This is a genomic window from Paucibacter sp. PLA-PC-4 (genome assembly GCF_026241155.1).
GTDB lineage: Bacteria > Pseudomonadota > Gammaproteobacteria > Burkholderiales > Burkholderiaceae_C > Roseateles_E.
The window spans coordinates 193,879-215,293 of sequence record NZ_JAPFGP010000001.1 but is presented as its reverse complement, the minus strand read 5'-3'; the positions used below and the strand labels follow the sequence as shown (position 1 = coordinate 215,293).

Sequence of the window (21,415 nt, the reverse complement as noted above, 5' to 3'; positions counted from 1 at the left end):
CTCAGCCTCCGGCCAGATAGCTATGGATCTGGGCTACCGCAGCCGCACCCTCGCCGATCGCGCCGCCGACCCGCTTGACCGAGCCCGCCCGCACATCGCCGACCGCAAACACCCCGGGCACGCTGGCCTCCAGGGCGGCCGGCAGATAGGCGCCGGCCGCCTCGGCTGCAGCCGCTCCGGTCAGCACAAAGCCCCGCGCATCGACCGCCACGCCACAGCCCTCAAGCCAGCCGGTCTCGGGCTCGGCGCCGACGAACAGGAACAGGTTGCGGGTATCGCAGTCGTGCTCCGCGCCACTGCGCCGGTCGCGCCAGCGCAGGCCATTCAGGCTGCCACCACGCTCCCCGCGCAACCCGCTGAGCTCGGTATGGGTGCACAGCTCGATATTGGGCGTGTGGCTGATGCGATCGATCAGATAGCGCGACATGCTGGCCGACAGATCGGGGCCGCGCACCAGCATATGCACCTTGGCCGCATGCCCGGCCAGGAAGACGGCGGCTTGGCCGGCCGAATTGCCGCCGCCCACCAGGGCCACCTCGGCCTGGGCGCATAGTCTGGCTTCCACCGCAGAGGCCCAGTACCAGACCCCACGGCCCTCGAACTCGGCTAGCCGCGGCACCTCGGGCCGGCGATAGCGCGCACCGCTAGCGACGACCACCGTGCGACTGCGCAGCCAGCGGCCATCGCTGAGTTGCAGGCGCAGCTCACCCTCGGGGCCGGCACGGCTGCAGTCAAGCGCCAGCGCCTCGGAGGGGATCATCAGGTCGGCACCGAACTTCTGCGCCTGCACAAAAGCACGCCCGGCCAGCGCCATGCCTGAGATGCCGGTCGGAAAGCCCAGGTAATTCTCGATGCGAGCACTGGCACCGGCCTGGCCGCCGAAATGCCGGCAGTCCAGCACTCCGACCGACAGCCCCTCGGAGGCCGCATAGACCGCCGCCGCCAGCCCGGCCGGGCCTGCGCCGATGATCAGCACATCGAAAAGCTCCTCGCGCACACGCATGTCCAGCATGCCGATGCAGCGCGCCAACTGGGCCTCGCTGGGATTGACCAGCACCGCGCCGTTCGGGCAGACCACCATCGCGTCGTCGGCCGCAACACCGTACTGCTCCAGTAGCGCGGCGGTGGCCGAGCACTCGCTGGCCTGCATTTGCTGGTGCGGCTGGCCGTTACGGCGCAAAAAGCCCTGCAGCCGCACGATGGCCGGCGAGTCGGGCGCGCCCACAAGAACGGGCCCACTGATGCCGGCCTCTATCAGGCCGACGCGGCGCAGTATCAGCGCGCGGGTAATGCGCTCGCCAAGGTCGGCTTCGCCGATGATCAGCGCGCGCAGCTGCTCGGTCGGGATCACCAGGGCCTGGGTGTCGTCCAGCACCTCGGCGTCAACCAGGGCGGCGGCGCCGGACAGCTGGCCCACCTCGGCAAGGAACTGGCCGGGCCCGTTGTCGATAATGGGGACGACTTCGCCCAAGCCGTTGCGCTGGCTGATGCGCACCCGGCCGGCGAGCACCACCACCATGCCCGGCCCGCGCTGGCCGGCCTTGGCCAGCATGCTGCCGCGCGGGAAATGCTGCAGCGTGCCGAAGCGACTGATGCGCGCGATCTCCTCGGGCTTGAGGGTGGGGAACATTTGCTCGTGCCGTTCGGCACGCTGGGGGTCGGCGGGTTCCTGGCTCATCGGGTGCTCACTCCTGGCTTGCACCCATTGTTGGGCCTGCGACGCCGTTTGCCGAGACCCAAAAGGGTCAAACCTCCGGCTTATTTCGCGTCAAGAAGTTCCCAGCGCTCCATCAGGCCCAGCAATTCCTCGTCGATCTGGCCGGCGCGCTCGGTCACCTCGGCGATGCGGGCCGCTCCCTGCGTGTAAAGCTCAGTGCCATTGAGCAGAGCATTGAGCTGCTTCTGCTCGGCCTCCAGCGACGCCACCTTGGCGGGCAGCTCGTCGAGCTCGCGCTGCTCCTTGTAGCTAAGCTTCTTTTTGGTGGCAACCACGGGCGCTGGCGCGGGGGCAGGTGTCGCCGCCGGCACCGGCACGGCGGCTGGTGTGGCGGCCTGTTTGGCGCGCTGCTCGTTGATTGCCGCCGCACGCTTGGACTGGATCAGCCAGTCCTGCACGCCGCCCTCGTACTCGCGCCAGCGACCATCGCCTTCATTGACGATGGTCGAGGTGACCACATTGTCCAGGAAGCGTCGGTCATGGCTGACCAGGAAGACCGTGCCGTCATAGTCGGCCAACAGTTCCTCCAGCAGCTCCAGCGTCTCGATGTCTAGGTCATTGGTCGGTTCGTCCAGCACCAGCACATTGGCCGGGCGTGCAAACAAGCGGGCCAGCAGTAATCGGTTGCGCTCGCCACCAGACAGACTCTTGACCGGCGAGTTCGCACGCGCCGGCGAAAACAGGAAATCACCCAGATAGCTCTTCACATGCTTTTTCTGCGCGCCAATCTCGATCCACTCGCTGCCGGGGCTGATGGTATCGGCCAGCGTCGCATCGAGGTTCAGCGTGTCACGCATCTGGTCAAAATAGGCGACCGTCAGCCGCGAGCCCTGGCGCACCTCGCCGCTATCGGGCGCCAGCTCGCCCAGGATCATCTTCAGCAAGGTGGTCTTGCCGGCACCGTTAGCGCCGACCAGGCCGACCTTGTCGCCGCGCAGGATCGTGGCGGTGAAGTCGCGCACGATGACGCGCTCGCCATAGTTCTTTGAGACGTTCTCCAATTCGGCAACGATCTTGCCGCTGGCGCCGCCGGTATCGATGTCCAGCTTGACCTTACCCTGCACATCCCGGCGCGCCTGGTGCGCCAGGCGCATCTGTTCGAGGCGCTGGATACGCGCGACGCTGCGCGTGCGGCGGGCCTCAACACCCTTGCGTATCCAGATCTCCTCCTGCGCCAGCAGCTTGTCGAAGCGCGCATTGAACAGTGCCTCGTTCTCCAGCTCATAGGCCTTGGCGGCGGTGAAAGCGGCGAAATTGCCCGGGTAGCCGCGCAGCTGGCCGCGGTCCAGCTCGACGATACGGTTAGCCACGTTGTCCAGGAAGGCTCGGTCGTGGGTAATCAGCAGCAGCGAGCCCTGAAAGTTGTTGAGCAGCTCTTCCAGCCAGGTGATCGCGTCCAGGTCCAGGTGGTTGGTCGGCTCGTCCAGCAGCAGCACGTCGGGCTGGGCCACCAGGGCACGACCAAGAGCCACCCGCTTCTTCAGCCCACCCGACAGCGAACCGACCAGGCGCTCGCCGTCCAGGCCCAGGCGCTGCAGCGTCTCCTCCACCCGCTGCTCCCAGTTCCAGGCGCCGATATGCTCGATGCGCTCCTGCACCCAGGCCAGGTCGTCGTTCTCGTCATGGATTTCGTAGCGCTCGCGCAAGGCCTTGGCCTCGGCCACGCCTTCGCTGATCACATCGAAGATCGTTGCATCGGCCCTCAGCTCGGGTTCTTGCGGCACATAGACGCTGGTCAGGCCCTGCTGCAACTGCAGCAGGCCGTCATCGAGCTTCTCGATGCCGGCAAGAATCTTCAGCAGCGAGGACTTGCCCGTGCCGTTGCGACCGATCAGGCCGACGCGCTCGCCGATTTCTAGCGAGAAATTGGCACCATCGAGCAGGGCCACGTGGCCGAAAGCGAGATGGGCATTGGAGATGGAAAGGACTGCCATAGGCCACCATTGTCGCCGAGTGCACCGCAGGCACGGCGAGGGCGCAATCCCTCATCGGTCCAATTGACAAGCAGCCGAGGGATAAAGGATGCTGATGCCATCGGCAATCTTGCCGCAACAAGAGTCCTGCCCCAAGGCGGTGCGCCGGGCTCACAAACACCAGGGAGTGATCACGATGAAATCCAATGGATGGGTGCGCCTGCTTGCCGGGCTCAGCCTGGCACTGGCCGGTGCCGCGCAGGCCGGCAGCTATTCGAGCCTCTATGTGTTTGGCGACAGCCTGTCCGACAGTGGCAATAACGCGCTTGCCATTGGCGCCGATCCGGCTCAAGTCGTGGACGGCAACCAGTACATCGCCAGTCGACCATTCGCCTCGGGCACCTATAGCAACGGTGCCGTCTGGAGCCAGCAGTTCGCGACGCGTCTGGGACTGAGCGCCACGCCTTCGCTGGCCGGCGGCAGCAACTATGCGTTTGGCGGCGCGAAGATCGACGGCGCGCTGCAGCCGGGCGAGCCGCCCAGCATGACCTCGCAGCTGGGCATGTTCCTCGCCGACGCCGGCGGCCAGGCCGATGCCAACGGGCTCTATGTCGTGGCTGGCGGTGGCCCCAATATTAGCGCCGCGATGATGGCAGTGATGGCCGGCGCCGACCCCTTCGCCACCACCCAGGCGCTGGCGACCCAGTACGCGATAACGATGGGCACTATCGTCGATGGTCTGCAGGCCGCCGGTGCAAAGCACATCATCGTCTGGAACGCACCGAACTTCGGCCTGACACCGCTGGCCCAGAGCTATGGCGCCGCCGGGACCGGCTTGGCCACGATGATCAGCGCCGAAATGAACTTGGCGCTGCAGACCCGTCTGTCCTTTGAGGACGCCGGCGTGCGCAGCTTCGATGTCTACGGCCTGCTGGACGATGTCGTCGCCAACCCGAGCACCTACGGCTTCGAGAACGTCGGCGCGGCCTGCGGCGCGGCCGTGCTGGGCTGCAACCCGGCCAGCGCGCTGTTCTACGACGGCATCCACCCGACCACGCTGGCCCACCAGGTCTTGAGCGACTCGATGTACGCGCTGGCTGTTCCGGAGCCAACGACCACGGCGCTATGGCTGCTGGGCCTCGCCGGCGTGGCAGCCGGCATCAGTCGTCGGAAGAAAATCCCGACGCCTTGACGACGGGCCCCCATTGCTCGCGCTCGCGCGCCAAGCGGCGCGCGTAGTCAGCAGGCGCGGCCGATGCCGGCTCGAAGCCTAGCTTGGCCAGACCCTCGGTAACGGCGCTCTCGCGCAGCGCCAGCTTGGCCAGGTCGTAGACCCGCTCGACGATGGCGGCCGGCGTGCGGGCCGGCAGGAACAAGCCGTAGCTCTCCACGCCCTCGATGCCCTTGAAGCCCTGCTCCTCAAAGGTGGGCACCTCGGGCACGAAGCGCGAGCGTCGTGCATCGGTGATGCCCAGTATGCGCACGCGGCCGCTGGCCAGATGCGGCAAATAGTCGCCGACGATAAAGCAGCCGGCGGCGATCTGCCCGCCCATCAGGTCCTGCATGCCCGGTGCTGCACCGCGGTAGGGCACATGGGTCAGCTTGATGCCAGCCGCGCGCTCGAACTGGTTGCCCAGGAAATGCGGCATCGCACCGGCCGCCGGCGAGGCGAAGGCCGCGTTCTGCGGATTAGCCTTGGCCCAGTTGACGAACTGGGCCAGAGTCTTGACCGCCGCCGGCACCATGGGGCCGACGCCGAATCCACAGGTCGCATTGGCCACCGGTGAGACGGGGATCGCATCGACCTCGGCGCGGTAGGCCAGCTTGCGGTAGACATGCGGGTAGATCGTGAACATCGACGAGGGGCTCAAGAGCAGGGTCTGGCCGTCGGGCATCGCGTCCTTCAGCGCCATCACTGCCAGACGTCCGCCGGCGCCGACTTTCTGCTCCACCAGCACGGTCTCGGCCATGCGGCCGCGCCAGGCCTCGGCAAGGCGCCGCGCGCTGACGTCGACCGAGCCGCCGGCCGGGAAGCCGACCAGGATGCGCGGCGGCGCCGCCCCTTGGGCACGCGCGCCCGATGCGCTCAGCAGTGCGCCCAGGCTCAGCATCCAATCGCGGCGTTGCATCATCGCTGTCTCCTAGTTGTCGTCTTTGGGGATGGATTCGAGGGCTGGGGCTGAGCCGACGCCGTGGCCACCCAGGCCAGGCGCTCCAGCGCAGCTTTCAGCGCGGCACCTTGCTCGCCGATGCCGCGCTGCAGGGCAGCATCATGCTCGCGCACCGTCCGCTCCAGATGGGCCATGCGGCGGCGGCCGGCAGCGCTCAGATACAGACCCCAGGATCGGGCATCGCCCGGATCGTCGCGCCGCTCCACCCAGCCCTGGGCGGTCAGCCAGTCGGTCAGACGCAGCGCCCCGCTGCGGTGCAAGCCCATGGCCTGGGCCAACAGGCCCTGGCGCATGCCGGGGTTCTCAGCCACCAGCACCAGCGCGGCAAAGCGCTGCGGGCTGATGTCCTCGCCCTCGGTTGCGCGGTAGAAGTCCAGGTAGAGCGCGTTTTGCGCGCGCCGCAAGGCATAGCCCAGCAACTCGTCGAGCACGCCGTAGTGTAGGCCCGGCACCGGCATCAGCAGGCCTTCAGGCGGATGGGCTTCTACGGACGACTGCTTGCTCATGGTTTCCCTAGTTTAGATATCGTTGCACTACGCAACAATATGACTTACCCTGATCTTTATCAAGACCACAAGGAGAGCACCATGGCCCTGGACATCCTGATCGCCGGCGGCGGCATCGGCGGGCTGACGACCGCACTAACGCTTCAGGCACGCGGCCACCGGGTCACGGTCTGCGAGGCGACCGCGACGCTGAAGCCGCTAGGCGTGGGCATCAATCTGCTGCCGCATGCGGTGGCAGTGCTCGACGGTTTGGGCCTGCTGCCGGCGCTGCGCGAGATGGCCGTCGAGACCTCGGCCCTGGTGTTTGCGAACCGCCACGGCCAGGAGATCTACCGCGATGTGCGCGGCCTGGCCGGCGGCTACAGCCATCCGCAGTTGAGCATCCATCGCGGCGAGTTGCAGCTCAGGCTCTGGGCCGAGACCCAGGCGCGGCTGGGCGCCGAGCGCGTACGCAGCGGCCAGCGCATCACCGGCGCGCGCACCGAGGGTGATCTTGTCGTGGCCCAGGTCCGGCACGCCGACGGCGGCACGGCCGAGCTGCGCGCCGACCTGCTGATCGCGGCCGACGGCATCCACTCGGCGCTGCGCCGCCAGTTCTATCCGGATGAAGGCGCACCGCGCTGGAACGGCATGATGATGTGGCGCGGCACCAGCCTCGCCCAACCCTTTCTCGACGCCCGCACCATGGTGCAGGCCGGGCACCGGCGCGCCAAGTTCGTCGTCTATCCGATCGCACCGCCGCAGGCCGACGGCACTCAGCTGATCAATTGGATCTGCGATCGCCGTCTGCGCGAGGACGGCATTGGCGGCGGCCTGACGGCGCCCAGCCGCGAGGACTGGAGCAAGCCCGGCTCGCTGGACGATTTACTGCCCACCTTTGGCGGCTGGCATTTCGACTGGCTCGACGTGCCGGCAATGATCAAGGACGCCACTCAGCTGCTGGAGTACCCGATGGTGGACCGTGACCCGCTGCCGCGCTGGCGCCAGGGCCGCATCACCTTGCTGGGAGACGCCGCCCACCCGATGTATCCGATAGGTTCGAACGGCGCGACCCAGGCCATCATGGATGCACAGTGCATCGCCGAAGCGCTGAGCAGCACGGTCGAGGTCGAGCCGGCACTGGACGCCTACGAGGCGCAGCGCCGGCCGCTGTGCGCCGGCATTGTCGAGATGAATCGCCAGGAGGGGCTGGACGCGATCCTCGATCTGGTCGAGGATCGCGCGCCTGAGGGCTTCTCGCGGCTGGCCGACGTGATCGACCCGGCCGAGGTAGATGCCTTCGTCAAGCGCTACAAGGCGGCAGCCGGCCATCAGCAGCGCCCGCTCGCCGGTTGAGGCGGGGCACTCAGGCCGGGTCTTCGAGGTTTTCGTGATGGGCGCTGGCGCCGCGCTTCCAGTAGGCGGCGGCACGGATCGCGTGGCGGCTGTGCCCCTTCTCATCGACCAGGATCTTGCGCAGCGCGGCCATCGCGCCGGCTTCGCCGGCACACCAGGCATAGCCCTCGCCAACCGGCAGCGCCAGCGCACGCACCGCAGCCAACAGCTCCGCCTCATTGGCGAGCCATTGCAGGCTCACGCTAGCGGCGCTTGGTAGCGCGCGACGGTCGGCCGGATCCGGCACCTGTAGCAATACCAGCGCATGGGCGTCGGCCGGCAGCTCTTCAAGCCGGCGGGCCACTGCGGGCAGCGCGGTCTCGTCGCCAATCAGCAAGTGCCAATCGTAGTCCATCGGGATGATGAAGGAGCCGCGCGGCCCGGCAATGGTGGCGCGCTGGCCCGGCTCGGCTTGTGCGGCCCAGCTGGCCGCCGGGCCTTCGCCATGCAGGGCGAACTCTAGAGTCAGCTCGCCAGCGGCCGCATCATAGCGGCGCGGTGTGTAGTCGCGCCGCACCGGTTCGGCAGCATCGAGAGCGTCGAGGAAGAGCTTGATGTGGTCGTCAAACGAAGCGCTGACGAAGTCGGCCAGCGCCTCGCCGGCGAAGGTGATGCTGCGCACATGCGGGCTCAGCGCTTCGACACGACGCACCTGCAGCTCGCGGCGCTTGATCTCGTGGCGCACGCGCTGCACGCGGCTGAGGGAAGATGCAGTGCTCATTGATGGGCTCTTCGATATAGTTGACAATATCACCCATCATGCAAAAACAAATGGACAATGTCAACCATTCAACCGCGCGGACGAGTGGGGATCGGGAAGACGTGCTGGAGCTCATCCACCGGGTCATGCATCAGGTCCGATCGCAGCAGTACCAGGTGCTGCGCGATGGCCCGCACGACATCACCCATATGGAGAGCAAGGTGCTGGGCTATTTTGGCCGCCACCCAGGCGCCACGCAAAGCGATCTGGCCAGCGATACCGGCCGAGACAAAGCCCAGTTGGCCCGACTGGTCAAAGGCCTGCGCGAGCGTGGCCTGCTGGACGGCACGCCCGACCCGTCCGATCGCCGCAACACCCGGCTCACGTTGACCGGCGAGGGTCAGGCACTGCTGGGCACGCTGAAACTGCAGGCCCGGCGCCTGGCCGGCAAGGCCGTCCTCGGCATGAGCGCGCAAGACCAGGCCCAGTTGCAAGTGCTGCTACAGCGGGTCAGAAACAATCTAGACGCGCCGGACTGAAGCCGAGGTTCAGACCGCCTTGCGCTGCGGCAACACCCAGTCGGGGCGCGGGAAGTGGCAGGTGTAGCCGTTCGGCCGGTGCTGCAGATAGTCCTGGTGCTCGGCCTCAGCGGCCCAGAACTGCGGCGCAGGCACCAGCTCGGTCACCGCCTTGCCGGGCCACAGGCCGGAAGCATCGACATCCTTGAGAGTCTCGATGGCCACCGCCTTCTGTGCGTCGCTGGTGTAGAAGATGGCCGAACGGTAGCTACTGCCGACGTCGTTGCCCTGGCGGTTCAGCGTGCTGGGATCGTGGATCTGGAAAAAGAACTCGAGCATGCGGCGAAAGCTGGTGGCCTCGTTGTCGAACACGACCTCAATCGCCTCGGCATGCCCGGGATGGTGGCGGTAGGTTGGAGACTCATTGCTGCCGCCGGTGTAGCCGACCCGGGTCTGCAACACGCCGGGCTGCTTGCGTATCAACTCCTGCATGCCCCAGAAGCAGCCACCGGCGAGTACCGCAGTTTCTTTTGCCATCACGGAACTCCTTGTGTTCAAGACTTGGGCAGCAGCTGCGCCGCGTGGTGGCGCAGATGGTCGTCGACAAACGTAGCGATGAAGTAGTACCCATGGTCGTAGCCGGCCTGGCGCCGCAGGGTCAGCGGCTGAGCGGCGGCAGCACAGGCGCACTCGAAGGCCTCGGGCTGCAGCTGCTCGGTCAGGAATTTGTCGGCCAAGCCTTGGTCGATCAGGATGCCGCCCGGGAAGGGTGCGCTGGACCGCGCGCGCATCAGCGCGCTGGCATCGTGCGAGGCCCAGTCGCTGCGGTCATCGCCCAGATAGCCGCTAAAAGCCTTTTCGCCCCAGGGGCACTGGGTCGGCGCGGCGATCGGCGCAAAGGCTGAGACCGAGGCGAACAGGTTCGGATGACGCAGCGCTAGGGTCAGCGCTCCATGGCCGCCCATCGAGTGGCCGAAGACGCCGGTACGCCCTGCCGCCTCGAAGCCCAACTCGCGCTGCACCAGCGGCACCAGCTCCTTCGTCAGGTAGCTCTCCATGCGCCAGTGCGTGTCCCAGGGCTGCTGCGTCGCGTCCAGGTAGAAACCGGCCCCGACGCCGAAGTCCCAGGCCGCACTCTCGCCGGCCACATTGGCGCCGCGTGGACTGGTGTCTGGCATCAAAAGCGCCAAGCCCAGCTCGGCCGCCAGACGCTGGGCTCCAGCCTTCATCGTGAAGGTCTCCTCGCTGCAGGTCAGGCCGGCGAGGAAGACCAGCAACGCCTTCGGCTCGGGCGGCAGGTACAGCGCAAAGCGCATGGGCAGGCCGATCTCGGCGGACTCATGCTTGTAGAAGCGCTGGGTGCCGCCGAACGAGGCGTGCTCGGAGAGCTGCTCCATCAGAACTCCACTACCGAGCGGATCGACTCGCCGCGCTTCATCAGCTCGAAGCCTTCGTTGATCTGCTCAAGCTTGAGCTTGTGCGTGATCAGCGAATCGATATTGAGTTTGCCGTCCATATACCAGTCGACGATCTTGGGCACATCGGTGCGGCCACGCGCTCCGCCGAAAGCACTGCCCTCCCATTTGCGGCCGGTCACCAGTTGGAATGGCCGGGTGCTGATCTCGGCGCCGGCCTCGGCCACGCCGATGATGATGGAGCGACCCCAACCCTTGTGCGTGCACTCCAGCGCGTCGCGCATCACCTTGGTATTGCCAATGCACTCGAAGCTGTAGTCGGCGCCGCCATCGGTCAGCTGCACGATGTGGTCGACCAGGTTGGGCACATCTTTCGGGTTGACGAAGTGAGTCATGCCGAACTCGCGCGCCATCTTCTCGCGCGCCGGGTTCAGGTCCACGCCGATGATCTTGTCGGCCCCCACCATCTTGGCACCCTGGATCACGTTCAGGCCGATGCCGCCGAGGCCGAACACAACCACGTTCGCTCCCGCCTCCACCTTGGCGGTGAACAGCACCGCGCCAACCCCGGTAGTGACGCCACAGCCGATGTAGCAGACCTTGTCGAAGGGCGCGTCCTCGCGGATCTTGGCAAGGGCGATACCTGGCACCACGATGTGATTCGAAAACGTGGACGTGCCCATGTAATGGAAGATCGGCTTGCCGTCGATCGAGAAGCGGGCGCTGCCATCGGGCATCAGGCCTTTGCCCTGGGTGCTGCGGATCGCCTGGCAGAGATTGGTCTTGCGCGACAGGCAGAACTTGCACTGTCGGCACTCGGGTGTGTAAAGCGGGATCACATGGTCGCCGGGTTTGAGCCAGGTGACGCCCTCGCCGACCTCCAGCACGATGCCGGCCCCCTCATGACCCAGGATGGCCGGGAAGATGCCTTCCGGGTCGGCGCCGGACAGGGTGTAGTAATCGGTGTGGCAGATGCCGGTGGCCTTGATCTCCACCAGCACCTCCCCGGCGCGCGGACCGTCCAGCTGGACTTCTTCAATGCTCAGCGGGGCGCCGGCCTTCCAGGCGACGGCAGCACGGGTCTTGATCATGGCGGGGCATCCTTGCAAAAAAACAGTGCTCTCATCTTCGCATAGCGACCGTTCCGCCGAGGCGCTGCAAGGCGGCGACCAAGCGCAGCGTCAGGTCTTGACCTGCGCGCGGCGAGGGAATCAGCAAGGTTATGGTCTCGGCCAGCGGCACGGGAGCCCCCCATGGCGCGACCAGACTGCCCTCGGCCAGCGCGGCAGCCACCAGGCGCTGGCGCCCCATCAGCACGCCCTGGCCGGCCAGCGCCGCCTGCAACGCCATGCTGTATAGCGAGAAGCGCGGGCCGTCCCTCATCGCGATGGCGCCGCGACCGGTGGACTTGAGCCAGCGCACCCAGTCCTGCGACCAGACGATGTCATGCAGCAGGATCTGGTCGGCCAGCTCGGGTGCCCGGCCGCGCAGGCCCAGCAGGCTGGGGCTGCAGACCGGCAGCAACGCATCCTCGGCCAGCACCAAGCGCTGGCAGCCCTTGGGTGGCGGCTTGCGTGGCAGCGCCTGCGCGTAGAACAACCCAAGGTCATAGGCCTCGCGCTGAAAATTGGGCGGCACCTCTAGCGCGCTCAACGACAGCTGCAGGCCCGGCAGCTCGCGCTGCAGGGCCGGCAGCAGCGGCGTGAGCCAGAGCTGGGCCAGCGCCGGCAGGGCCGCGATATGCAGCCGCGCCGCGCCGGCCTCGCTGCGCAGGGTCTGCACCGCCTGGCCCAGCTGGTCCATCGCGGCGGCCAGCGCCGGCACAGCGGCGGCCGCCTGGGTACGCAGGCTCAGGCCCTGGCTGTGGCGCTCGAACAGCGGCGCGCCCAGCCACTGCTCCAGCGCCTTGACCTGGGCCGCAACGGCCGCCGGCGTCACGCACAACTCCTGTGCGGCCCGCGCAAAGCTCTGGTGCCGCGCCGCCGCCTCGAAGGCGCGCAGCGCGAGAAAAGGCGGCAGTCGGGGGCTTGGTGGTTGGACGGCCATGGCTCCACTCAGGCTTAGATCTTCTAGGCCTTGACCCAAGAATAACTCGCTTGAAGCCGCCGGCGCCTCGCCCCAGCATTGGCCCGTCGCCAATCCCCGCGCGATATCCGACAAAGAAAGCGAACCCGCAGATGAGTACAGCCCAATTGCAGGCCCGGCCCTGGGTGCCGGCCGTCATCGAACGCCATGTGCAGACGCTGGCAGGCGCAGCCGGCGCACTGGACAGCCCCGAGTTGGACGACGAGCTGGGCCGCCTGGTGGCCGAGAACCATCGCATCCACGATGTCGAGGGCCTCAATCTCAACCCGGCCACCAATGTGATGAACCCTCGCGCCGAGGCCCTGCTGGCCGCCGGGCTGGGCACGCGGCCTTCGCTGGGTTATCCCGGCGACAAGTACGAGATGGGCTTGGAGGCGATCGAGCGCATCGAGGTGATCGCAGCCGAACTGGCGGCCCAAGTCTTCAGGGCCCGCTATGCCGAGATTCGCGTCGGCTCGGGCGCGCTGGCCAATCTCTATGTCTTTATGGCCTGCTGCAAGCCGGGCGACACCATCATCGCGCCGCCGGCCGAGATCGGTGGCCATGTGACCCATCACGCGGCCGGCGCCGCCGGGCTCTATGGCCTGCGCAGCGTGCCGGCCCCGGTGCAAGCCGATGGCTATAGCGTCGATGTGCCAGCACTGGTGCGCCTGGCCGCAGAGGTTCGCCCCAGGCTGATCACGCTGGGCGGCAGCCTGAATCTGTTCGCCCATCCAGTGGCGGCGGTGCGCGAGATTGCCGACAAGGTGGGCGCGCTGCTGATGTTCGATGCCGCCCACCTCAGCGGCATGATCGCCGGCGGCACCTGGGCCAACCCGCTCGATCTGGGCGCCCATGTGATGACGATGAGCACCTACAAAAGTCTGGGCGGCCCGCCGGGCGGCCTGATCGTTGGCAACGATGCGGGCCTGGCCGAGCGGCTCGACGCGATCGCCTACCCGGGGCTGACCGCCAACTTCGATGCCGGCAAAACCGCCGCGCTGGCACTGGGCCTGCTTGACTGGAAGGAACACGGCCGCGACTACGGCCTGGCGATGCAGGCCAGCGCACGGGCGCTTGCCGCCGGCCTGACCGCACAGGGCCTGCCGGTGTTCGCCCGCGAACGCGGCGGCACCGACTCGCACCAGTTCGCCATCGAGGCCGCCACCTGGGGTGGAGGTCAGGCCGCCGCCAAGCGCCTTGCACGGGCCCGGCTGCTGAGCTGCGGCATCGGCCTGCCGCTGGAGCGTGTGCCGGCCTTGGCCGGCGATATCAACGGCCTGCGTCTGGGCGTGCCGGAGATCGTGCGCCTGGGCCTCGGGCCGGCTCAGATGGCCGAGCTGGCGGCGCTGATCGCCGGCGCGCTCGAATCGGATGCGGCGGCAGCCGCGCTGGCACCCGAGGTCACGGCCTTTCGCCAACGCCACTGCGCGGGCGGCCTGCGCTATCTGCGCGGCTGATCGCCGTCAGCAGCCGCGACTCGGCAGCGATCAGGTCTGCCGCCTCGCGCCGCGCCAGCCTCAACCGGCGCAGCAGCCAGGGCGTCAGGTCTTGCTGGCCGGCATGCTCGGGCCAGTCGACCTCACCGGGCGCCATCGCCGGCAGCTCGGCGCCCTGCCCTTGCCTCAGCCATGCTGCGCAGTCCTGCCGGGCCAGCGCCAGCTCGGGGCCGACCAGCTCGGCGGCGAGCTGGTGGGTGCGCCGGTTCAGCATCTGCTGCACCGTGCCCAGCAGGGCCATGAAACGGTAGCCATGGCTCAGTACTGCCTCAATCTCTGGCTCGGGCAGACGCACCTTGCGCGGCTCGACCCGGCTGCGCTGGGCCGCAGCGGCCAGCGCAGCCAGAGCCGTGTAGGCCTGCTGGCGGCTCAGGCGCTGGGCCAACTGCTGCTCATGCGCCGGCACCCAGACCAGCAGATTGCCGGCATGGCTGGCCAGTGCCCAGCGCAGCTGGCCGCTTAGGCGCCGCAGTGAACGCCGCTCCCACGAAGGCAGCACGAAGCAGAAGGCCCAGGCCAGCAGCGCGCCGATCACCGTGTCCGCCAGACGCTCGGTGATCGCCGGGCTGCTGCCCGGCAGCAGCAGCAGCGGCTGCACCAGAGCCATCAGGGTGGCGGCCGTGGCAGCAACGCGGTAGCGCTGGTTGACATAGGCATGGGCCACGCCCACCGAGATGATGAAGGCCAGCGCTAGCAGTCGCGGCTGCTGCAGCTGTGCCAGCGCGAGCACCAGCAGACAACCGATCACAGTGCCGATGATGCGCTCATTGCGGCGCGACAGGGTCTGCTCCAGATTGCCGCGCAAGACCACCGCGACGCTCAGCACCAGCCAGTACGGATGAGCGTTCCAGGGCAGGAACTGACCCAGCACATAGGCCAGCGACAAGGCCAGGCCGGCGCGCAAGGCATGGCGCATCACGCCGGACTGCAGACTCAGGTGCGGCCGCAGCGCGGCCAGCGGCCAGCCCTCGGGCGAAATGAAGAGCTGCAGCTGATCGGGCGGCCAGGCGCTGTCCCGGTCCGGGCCTGCCTGGCGCTCGGTCATGGCCACGACATCGTCCAGCATATGGCCGAGCCGGCTTTGCAGCGCCTCGACCAGGTGTAGGCGCGCATCGTCAGCGGCCGCAGGCGCGCCGGCCAGACGTTCTGCCAGTGCTTCGCGCCAGCGCTGGGCCGACACGACGGGCATGACCTGCCCCCGCCCAATGGCACCGGCGAGTGTCTCCAGTGCCTTGGCCAAATCGACCAGCGTGGTAGCCAGCGCATGACGCCAATGCAGGCCGGCGGCGTCGCTGCCCAGCAGCTCGATGTCGAGCCGGATCGACAGCATCAGATCGCGCAACTCAATCAGGCCCAGGACCAGGTCGGTCTGGCGCCGGCTAACGGCCGAGGGTCGCGCGGCAAAGACCTGGTCGCGCGCGGCCTGCAGCGCGTCGGCCAGCAAGACGTCGTCGGCAATCGAGGCTCGGATACTGGCATGGGCCGGCGGCAGCACGCCGGCGATGCGCTGCGCACGCGAGCGCAGCCGCGCCACGCAGGCCCGCATCGCCGCCGCCACGGCCAGCTCGCGGTAGCGCCGCCGCAGCAGCCATGCGCCGGCGCGCGCCCACTGGGTGTATACCAGCGCACCGGCCAGCACCCAACCTCCATGAGCGAAGGCTGCCGTGGCCGACGGCGGCGCATGCCAGGCCATAGCGAACACCAGCGCCAGCACGCCGGTAAAGGACAGCGGCCCGGCGCGCGGGCCCCAGGCCATCATCATCAGCGTGCTAAAGGCGATCAGCGCGATCAGCCCCGTCATCGCCGCCGGTGAATGCCGCAGCAGGCCGACGGACAGAGTCACCAGTGTGGCCAGCAGCGCGGCCGGGAAGAGCCGACGCCAGACCCGCTGCGGCGGGTTCGGCAGGTCCGGCAGGCTGCAGCAGACCGCGCCACCGGCAGCGGCCAGGCCGGCATCCAGCCCGAACAAGGCGGTGAACAGCACCTGTATCAGCGCCACGCCAAGCGCGACACTGATGCCGTTCAGCTGGGCTGAAGAAAGGCGGCGCCAGAGGCCGAACATGCTCAGAGCTTCAGACTCATCACGAGTTCGCCATCATCGATCTCGCCGGTCGGCGTGAAGCCCTGCGAGCGATAGAAGCGCTCGGCGGCCGCTACATTCGCGCTGTCCTGCACATAGCTCAGATACAGCGTGTCGGCGCCGGGCCGCGTGCGCACATGGGCGATCAGCGCTTGAACCGCCGCTGCACCATAACCCCTTCCCTGCTGCCGCTGATCGATCATCAGCCGCCAGAGCGTGAACTTGGGCTCTTCTGGCTGCGCCGTCAGACTGGGGTCGTACAGCATCAGAAAGCCGACCAGCACCCCGTCCACGGCAATGCCGCGCGGCCAAGCCTCGGCGTAGACGGCGGCCTGCGCCATCGACTTGAGATTGGGCGCCACCTGCTTGCCGCCGTCGCCGGCGTCCAGCTGCAGCAGCTCGGCCAAGTTGTGGCGGGTGATTGCGACGAGTTCCACCGTATCGCCCATCGCCGCCTCCTACTGCGCAGCGGCGAGCTGCGGCTCACACAGCACCGCGCAGGCCACCGAGTTCGCGATATAGCAGGCCTCGTGGGCGGTATGGTGCAGGGCTTGGTGCGCGGTGGCATCGGGCACGGCGCCGGCGAACTGCACAACGGGGCGCAGGGTCACGCGCGTCATTGCCATCTTGCCGCCCGCATTGCGCGCCATCACACCGACCGCGTCGTCGTGGTAGGCCTCAACCACCCAGCCAGCCTTGGCCGCCAGACTCAGAAACCACAACATATGACAGCTGGACAGCGAAGCCACAAAAGCCTCCTCGGGGTCCACCGCCGCTGGGTCCGAGTAAGGCAGGGGGACTGAGTGGGGTGACGAGGAGGCCAGCACCTGGGCTCCGCCATCGAAGCCCCAGGCGTGCCGGCGGCTGTAGCGCTGGTCGGTGAAAACTTCATCGGCCTGGCGTGCCCAGGACACGGATGCAGAGAACTCGGCCATCACAGATGCTCCTATTGATTGAACGCAGCATCACATCCTAGCGGTGCCGACCAGAGCGTCACTGACTTCAAGCCCTGAACCGCCGCCGCACCGTCTCGAACAGCCCCAACGGCCGGCACATCGGGCAGCCCCGCATCAGCAGGACCGCGCCGAGCAGCAGCGCGGTGGCCGCCGCCCCGCGCAGCAGATGAAAGGCGATGAAACGACTGCAGAACACGGCGGGCCTCATGATGTGTCGCCCGCATCGCCGGTTTGCGACGCGCCGTCCTTGAGCCAGCAGCCGCTGGCAAGTAGCTGCTCGCGCACGTGACGCAGCAGAGGCACCTCGCGATAAGGCGGGCTCAGTGGCTCGATGGCCTCGGCCAGGTCGCGGCGCAGATCCGGCGGCAGCACCGCAGCCTGGGGCTCCAGGGCTTCGGGCAGCTCATCCAACGAGTCGCTGCCCTTGCGCAGGCGCAGCAGCCGATAACACTCGCGCTCGACGATGCGGAACTGCCAGCCAGCCGGCCAACGCTGCCGCGCGCCGACGCGGCGATACAACTGCCACAGCGCCAGTTGCACCGCATCCTCGGCATCCTCGCTGCTGCTACAACTGCGGCGCGCAAAGCGCTTCAGATAGGGCTGGCACAGGCTCAGTAACTGCAACACCACGCCCTTGTCCCCACGGCGCGCGGACTCCACCAGTTCAATCGGGGCCGCAACATTCTTCAGCACTCCTGCAGAGAGTTCGCACGATGTTCTGCAGCAAGAAGGGCCTGAACAGCCCAAAGGGTTCAGCGCCCGAAGAATAAGGAGGTCAGGCCCGCACGGCCCGCTCCAGCGCATCGACAAACAGCTTCGCGACATCGAAACCGGTCTGCTTCGTGATTTCTTGGAAGCCGGTCGGGCTGGTGACATTGATCTCGGTGACGCAGTCGCCGATCACATCCACGCCAACCAGCAGCAGGCCGCGAGCGGCCAGCACCGGCGCCAGTTGCTCGGCAATCTCGCGGTCGCGAGGGCTCAGCGCCTGGGCCACGCCCTTGCCGCCCGCAGCCAAGTTGCCGCGGATCTCGCTGCCCTGCGGGATGCGGGCCAAGCAAAAGGGCACGACCTCGCCCCCGATCAGCAGCACCCGCTTGTCGCCCTGTACGATCTCCGGCAGATAGCGCTGCACCATCACGGTCTCGGCGCCGCCCTTGTTGAGGGTTTCAATGATGGAGCCGAGGTTCAAACCGTCCGTGCCGACGCGGAAAATGCCCATGCCGCCCATGCCGTCCAGCGGCTTCAGGATGATGTCGCGGTGCTCGGCGTGGAAAGCCTTGACGGCTTCGGCGCTGCGCGTCACCAGGGTCGGGCCGATCAGCTCGGGGAACTCCAGGATGGCCAGCTTCTCGGGATGGTCGCGCAGCGATGCTGGTTTGTTGAAGACTCTCGCCCCCTCGCGCTCGGCCTGGCTCAGCAGATGGGTGGCGTAGAAGAACTCACTGTCGAACGGCGGGTCCTTGCGCATCACGATGGCGTCTGTCTCGGCCAGCACCAGGTCAGTGGTCTGCTCGACCTTGAACCAGTCATGCTCGTCGCCGGTCAAGCTGACCTGTCGCGCAGCGCGGGCCGTGACCTTGCCGCCGCGCTGCCAGACCAGATCGGCCGGATGGCAGGCCCACAGCACATGACCGCGTTTCGCGGCCTCGCGCATCATCGAAAAGGTCGTGTCCTTGTAGGTCTTGAAGGACTCCAGCTGGTCAGCGACGAATAAGAAGATCATGGCGGGCGCCCTTTCACGAGGGTAGGTACATGGCGGTGCGCAGTGTTGCACGACTGGCGCCGGAGCGCTGGGCTCAGCCCCGCATCAATGTTCGTCGCTATCGTCGACCGTCGATGCGCGCGCCACAAAGCTGCGCTGCGCCGGCTTGGCCAGCAGTTCCAGATAGAAGGCCGGTGCCTGGGCGACGGCGGCCTCGTTGATGCGGTCCATGAAGGCGCCGACATGGATCACCTCGGCCGCCTCCTCGCTGAGTCCGAAGCGGCAGTCGAAGTCCCAGAAGTCCGCCTGCGCCGGTAGGGGCTTGCGGCGCTCGCGCTTCAGGTACTGGCGGATCTCGTGCTTGATGGCTTCGAGCAAGCGCTCGGGGTTCTTGCCTTCGACGTGGAGTTGGAAAGTCTTCTTCATGGCAAGTCTCTGGGACAGCGCGCGTTCGGGGCAGGGATTATCCGTCAGGCCCGCCAACGCGCCACCAGCAGCGCCGCGCTGCCGGCCACCACGCCCCAGAAGGCCGAGCCAATACCCAGCAGCGAGACGCCGGACAGCGTGACCAGAAAGGTCAGGATCGCGGCGTCGCGATGTTTCTCGTCCTTCAGAGCGGCCGAGAGGCCGCCGGCAATCGTGCCCAGCAGCGCTAGGCCGGCCACCGCCGCGACCAGCTCGCGCGGAAAGGCCACCAGCAGGCCAACGACCGCGCCGCCAGCAAGGCCCACGGCGATGTAGAACAGGCCGGCCATCACGGCGGCGGTGTAGCGCCTTGCCGGATCTTCGTGGGCTTCGCGGCCCATACAGATGGCGGCTGTGATGGCGGCCAGGTTGAAGGCATATCCACCGAACGGCGCCAGCAGCAGCGAGGCAAGGCCTGTCACCGTGATGCTGGCCGACACAGGGGTCTGGTAGCCCGAGGCACGCTGGGCGGCGACGCCGGGCAGGTTCTGCGAAGCCATCGTGACCAAGAACAGCGGTAGGGCAACGCCGACCAGGGCCGCCAGGCTGAAGACTGGCGTGGTCCAGATCGGCTGTGCCCAGGACCACTCGACCGCGCCTAGGCGCAGCCGACCCTGCGCCGCTGCGACTGCCACACCGGCCAGCAGCACGCCGGGCACCGCATAGCGAGGGATGAATCGCTTGCCGAGCAGATAGGCGATGGCCATCACCAGCACCATCAGCGGCGCGCTCTGGACCGTCAGCACCGCATCGAGCCCGAAGCGGGCCAGCACGCCGGCCAGCAGGGCCGAGGCCACGGCCAGTGGGATGCGATCCATCAGCCGCTCGAACCAGCGCGTCACGCCGAACAGAGTCATCAGCACCGCGCAGACGATGAAGGCGCCGATCGCCTCGGGCATCGACAGCTCTGCCGTGCCGGCCAGCAAAGCCGCGCCGGGCGTGCTCCAGGCGGTCAGCACCGGCTGGCGGCTCCACAGCGAGAGACCCAAGCTGGTAATGCCCATGCCCAAACCCAGCGCCCACATCCAGGAGCTGGTCTGAGCGGGCGTCGCGCCGAGCGCCTGGGCGGCCTGGAACACAATGGCCACCGAGCTGGTGAAGCCCACCAGAACGGCGACAAAGCCGGCCACTGCGGTGGAGAGGGTCAGGTCATGGAGCCAAGTGTTGCGCATCGCGGCAGCATAACGGCGTCCCCCGTGCTTTTTCAGGGCCGGTCCATCAAGGCGTTCAGCTCACCATAAGCCATCGCGCGCTCGCTCAGGACCTGACCGTCACCATCGGCGAGAAAGGCGCGCGTCAGCTCAGCGATGCGGGCGTAGATCGATTCGGCAATGCCCGAACCGGCGCTGATGCGACGCACGCCCAGCCGGCCTAGCTCGGCCGCTACAGGCACGCCGGGGAGCGCCAAAATATTGACCGGCAGCCGGCTGCCGGCGCAGATCGCGGCGATCTCTTCGGGCAAGCGGGCGCCGGCCGCGAACAGGCCGTCGGCGCCGGCTGCGGCGTAGAGCTCGGCGCGGGCCAGCAGCTCGTCTACGCGCTGCTCGGGCGGCACCAGACTCTTCAGATAGACATCGCTCCGGGCATTGATGAACAGGCGCGAGCCGGCGCGCTCGGCCGCCTCGCGCACAGCCGCTATCTTGCGCACCAGCAGCTCGGGCGCAGCGCGGCCATCCTCGATATTGATGCCGGCAGCACCGGCGGCGATCAGCGCGGCCGCGCTGGCGCCGACGCTTTGCGGCTCGTCCGAATAGCCACCCTCGAAGTCCACCGTCAGCGGAACCGCCAGGCGCGCGGCCAGCGCGTCGGTCAGTGCGATCAGTTTCGCGACCGGCAACCGGTCGCCGTCGCCGTAGCCCATGGCCCAGGCCACAGCGGCGCTGCTGGTGGCCACGGCTGCGGCACCCAAGCTTTGCATCAGCAGCGCGCTGCCCGGGTCCCAGGCATTGGGCAGCCGCAGTGGGGCGGCGCCGTAGTGCAGCTCATGGAAGGTACTGCTATGGTCGGCTGGCATGGGGTCGGCTCGCTGCTGGTCGAAGGTCGCCATCCTCCCATGGGCGCGCGCCGGCTGCTAGAAGTTATCGGACCTGTACTGCTTTGCAGTCCCCTGTTCAAGCCCGAGAAGCCCTAGATGCCCAGGCTCAAACCTTGCGCACATGGCGGCCAACAAACCGCATGAAGCCCCCCCATTTTGGAGGCGGCAACTTGCTTGACAGGCACCGCAAACATGCTTGAACCAGCCCAGCATTGCGTCGAGGAGACGCCAGTGTGCGGCCTCGATCTCCTGTGCATGTTCGCCCATCAGCACGGGCTTGGATTCCTGCTTGTGCCA

At 67.6% G+C, this 21,415-nt stretch carries 22 protein-coding genes; 4 read left to right on the top strand and 18 right to left on the bottom strand.

The annotated features are described in order from the left end of the window. Window position 1 precedes the first annotated feature (1 nt). Window positions 2–1,678 carry an FAD-dependent oxidoreductase gene (locus OOZ63_RS01050; RefSeq protein ID WP_266003458.1) on the bottom strand — a complete coding sequence of 559 codons (1,677 nt, stop codon included), beginning with the start codon at window positions 1,676–1,678 and terminating at the stop codon, window positions 2–4. Between the two features lie 80 nt (window positions 1,679–1,758). Then, window positions 1,759–3,651, bottom strand: a complete 1,893-nt coding sequence (locus OOZ63_RS01045) for an ATP-binding cassette domain-containing protein (protein ID WP_266003456.1) — start codon at window positions 3,649–3,651, stop codon at window positions 1,759–1,761. Between the two features lie 175 nt (window positions 3,652–3,826). Here OOZ63_RS01045 and OOZ63_RS01040 point away from each other — a divergent pair, with 175 nt between their 5' ends. Next, the gene (locus OOZ63_RS01040) at window positions 3,827–4,822 is read left to right on the top strand and encodes an SGNH/GDSL hydrolase family protein (RefSeq protein ID WP_266003455.1); all 996 of its coding nucleotides are present in this window, start codon (window positions 3,827–3,829) and stop codon (window positions 4,820–4,822) included. Here the strand turns inward: OOZ63_RS01040 and OOZ63_RS01035 are convergent. Beyond that, window positions 4,791–5,762: a Bug family tripartite tricarboxylate transporter substrate binding protein gene (locus OOZ63_RS01035; protein ID WP_266003454.1), complete on the bottom strand. Its 972-nt coding sequence runs from the start codon at window positions 5,760–5,762 to the stop codon at window positions 4,791–4,793. The two genes, OOZ63_RS01040 and OOZ63_RS01035, sit on opposite strands and share 32 nt — an antisense overlap. Beyond that, window positions 5,759–6,307, bottom strand: a complete 549-nt coding sequence (locus tag OOZ63_RS01030) for a MarR family winged helix-turn-helix transcriptional regulator (RefSeq protein WP_266003453.1) — start codon at window positions 6,305–6,307, stop codon at window positions 5,759–5,761. The genes OOZ63_RS01035 and OOZ63_RS01030 overlap by 4 nt, the downstream gene beginning before the upstream one ends. Window positions 6,308–6,388: 81 nt before the next feature. Here OOZ63_RS01030 and OOZ63_RS01025 point away from each other — a divergent pair, with 81 nt between their 5' ends. Beyond that, entirely contained in the window at window positions 6,389–7,642 is a 1,254-nt protein-coding gene (locus tag OOZ63_RS01025; RefSeq protein WP_266003452.1) for a flavin-dependent oxidoreductase, read from the top strand. A 10-nt stretch (window positions 7,643–7,652) separates the two neighbouring features. Here the strand turns inward: OOZ63_RS01025 and OOZ63_RS01020 are convergent, their stop codons facing one another. Beyond that, complete coding sequence (locus OOZ63_RS01020) at window positions 7,653–8,402, bottom strand: siderophore-interacting protein (protein WP_266003451.1); 750 nt, start codon at window positions 8,400–8,402, stop codon at window positions 7,653–7,655. 38 nt (window positions 8,403–8,440) lie between these two features. On the opposite strand from OOZ63_RS01020, the gene OOZ63_RS01015 reads away from it, so the two are divergent. Beyond that, window positions 8,441–8,920 (top strand): MarR family winged helix-turn-helix transcriptional regulator, encoded by a 480-nt coding sequence (locus OOZ63_RS01015; RefSeq protein ID WP_266003450.1) that lies wholly within the window; start codon window positions 8,441–8,443, stop codon window positions 8,918–8,920. A 9-nt stretch (window positions 8,921–8,929) separates the two neighbouring features. On the opposite strand, the gene msrA is transcribed toward OOZ63_RS01015, so the two are convergent. From msrA to OOZ63_RS00995, 4 genes are read right to left on the bottom strand one after another with little or no spacing between them, the layout of a single operon-like run. Then, window positions 8,930–9,436 carry a peptide-methionine (S)-S-oxide reductase MsrA gene (gene msrA, locus OOZ63_RS01010; RefSeq protein ID WP_266003449.1) on the bottom strand — a complete coding sequence of 169 codons (507 nt, stop codon included), beginning with the start codon at window positions 9,434–9,436 and terminating at the stop codon, window positions 8,930–8,932. Window positions 9,437–9,453: 17 nt separating this feature from the next. After that, window positions 9,454–10,296, bottom strand: coding sequence for an S-formylglutathione hydrolase (fghA, locus tag OOZ63_RS01005; RefSeq protein ID WP_266003447.1), 843 nt, complete (start codon window positions 10,294–10,296; stop codon window positions 9,454–9,456). Further along, the gene (locus OOZ63_RS01000; protein WP_266003778.1) at window positions 10,296–11,402 is read right to left on the bottom strand and encodes an S-(hydroxymethyl)glutathione dehydrogenase/class III alcohol dehydrogenase; all 1,107 of its coding nucleotides are present in this window, start codon (window positions 11,400–11,402) and stop codon (window positions 10,296–10,298) included. Before OOZ63_RS01000 ends, fghA begins: the two co-directional genes overlap by 1 nt. A 34-nt stretch (window positions 11,403–11,436) precedes the next feature. After that, window positions 11,437–12,360: a LysR substrate-binding domain-containing protein gene (locus tag OOZ63_RS00995; protein WP_266003446.1), complete on the bottom strand. Its 924-nt coding sequence runs from the start codon at window positions 12,358–12,360 to the stop codon at window positions 11,437–11,439. A 131-nt stretch (window positions 12,361–12,491) separates the two neighbouring features. Between OOZ63_RS00995 and glyA the strand changes: the two genes are divergently transcribed. After that, window positions 12,492–13,838, top strand: coding sequence for a serine hydroxymethyltransferase (gene glyA, locus OOZ63_RS00990; protein ID WP_266003445.1), 1,347 nt, complete (start codon window positions 12,492–12,494; stop codon window positions 13,836–13,838). Here the strand turns inward: glyA and OOZ63_RS00985 are convergent. The 9 genes from OOZ63_RS00985 to OOZ63_RS00945 all read right to left on the bottom strand — a co-directional run bounded on the left by OOZ63_RS00985 (window position 13,783) and on the right by OOZ63_RS00945 (window position 21,097). After that, window positions 13,783–15,939 carry an FUSC family protein gene (locus tag OOZ63_RS00985; protein ID WP_266003444.1) on the bottom strand — a complete coding sequence of 719 codons (2,157 nt, stop codon included), beginning with the start codon at window positions 15,937–15,939 and terminating at the stop codon, window positions 13,783–13,785. The two genes, glyA and OOZ63_RS00985, sit on opposite strands and share 56 nt — an antisense overlap. Before the next feature lie 2 nt (window positions 15,940–15,941). After that, complete coding sequence (locus OOZ63_RS00980) at window positions 15,942–16,406, bottom strand: GNAT family N-acetyltransferase (RefSeq protein WP_266003443.1); 465 nt, start codon at window positions 16,404–16,406, stop codon at window positions 15,942–15,944. Between the two features lie 9 nt (window positions 16,407–16,415). Further along, on the bottom strand, window positions 16,416–16,892 hold the full coding sequence (locus OOZ63_RS00975; protein WP_266003442.1) for an OsmC family protein: 477 nt from the start codon (window positions 16,890–16,892) through the stop codon (window positions 16,416–16,418). A gap of 67 nt (window positions 16,893–16,959) precedes the next feature. Further along, on the bottom strand, window positions 16,960–17,109 hold the full coding sequence (locus OOZ63_RS00970; RefSeq protein WP_266003441.1) for a hypothetical protein: 150 nt from the start codon (window positions 17,107–17,109) through the stop codon (window positions 16,960–16,962). Between the two features lie 8 nt (window positions 17,110–17,117). Further along, window positions 17,118–17,606, bottom strand: coding sequence for an RNA polymerase sigma factor (locus tag OOZ63_RS00965; protein ID WP_266003440.1), 489 nt, complete (start codon window positions 17,604–17,606; stop codon window positions 17,118–17,120). An 82-nt stretch (window positions 17,607–17,688) separates the two neighbouring features. Then, window positions 17,689–18,639, bottom strand: coding sequence for a glutathione synthase (gshB, locus tag OOZ63_RS00960; protein WP_266003439.1), 951 nt, complete (start codon window positions 18,637–18,639; stop codon window positions 17,689–17,691). 84 nt (window positions 18,640–18,723) lie between these two features. Further along, window positions 18,724–19,044 (bottom strand): DUF6172 family protein, encoded by a 321-nt coding sequence (locus OOZ63_RS00955; RefSeq protein WP_266003438.1) that lies wholly within the window; start codon window positions 19,042–19,044, stop codon window positions 18,724–18,726. A gap of 44 nt (window positions 19,045–19,088) precedes the next feature. Then, entirely contained in the window at window positions 19,089–20,255 is a 1,167-nt protein-coding gene (locus OOZ63_RS00950; protein WP_266003437.1) for a benzoate/H(+) symporter BenE family transporter, read from the bottom strand. A gap of 32 nt (window positions 20,256–20,287) precedes the next feature. Then, window positions 20,288–21,097: an isocitrate lyase/PEP mutase family protein gene (locus OOZ63_RS00945; protein ID WP_266003436.1), complete on the bottom strand. Its 810-nt coding sequence runs from the start codon at window positions 21,095–21,097 to the stop codon at window positions 20,288–20,290. Between the last annotated feature and the right edge of the window lie 318 nt (window positions 21,098–21,415).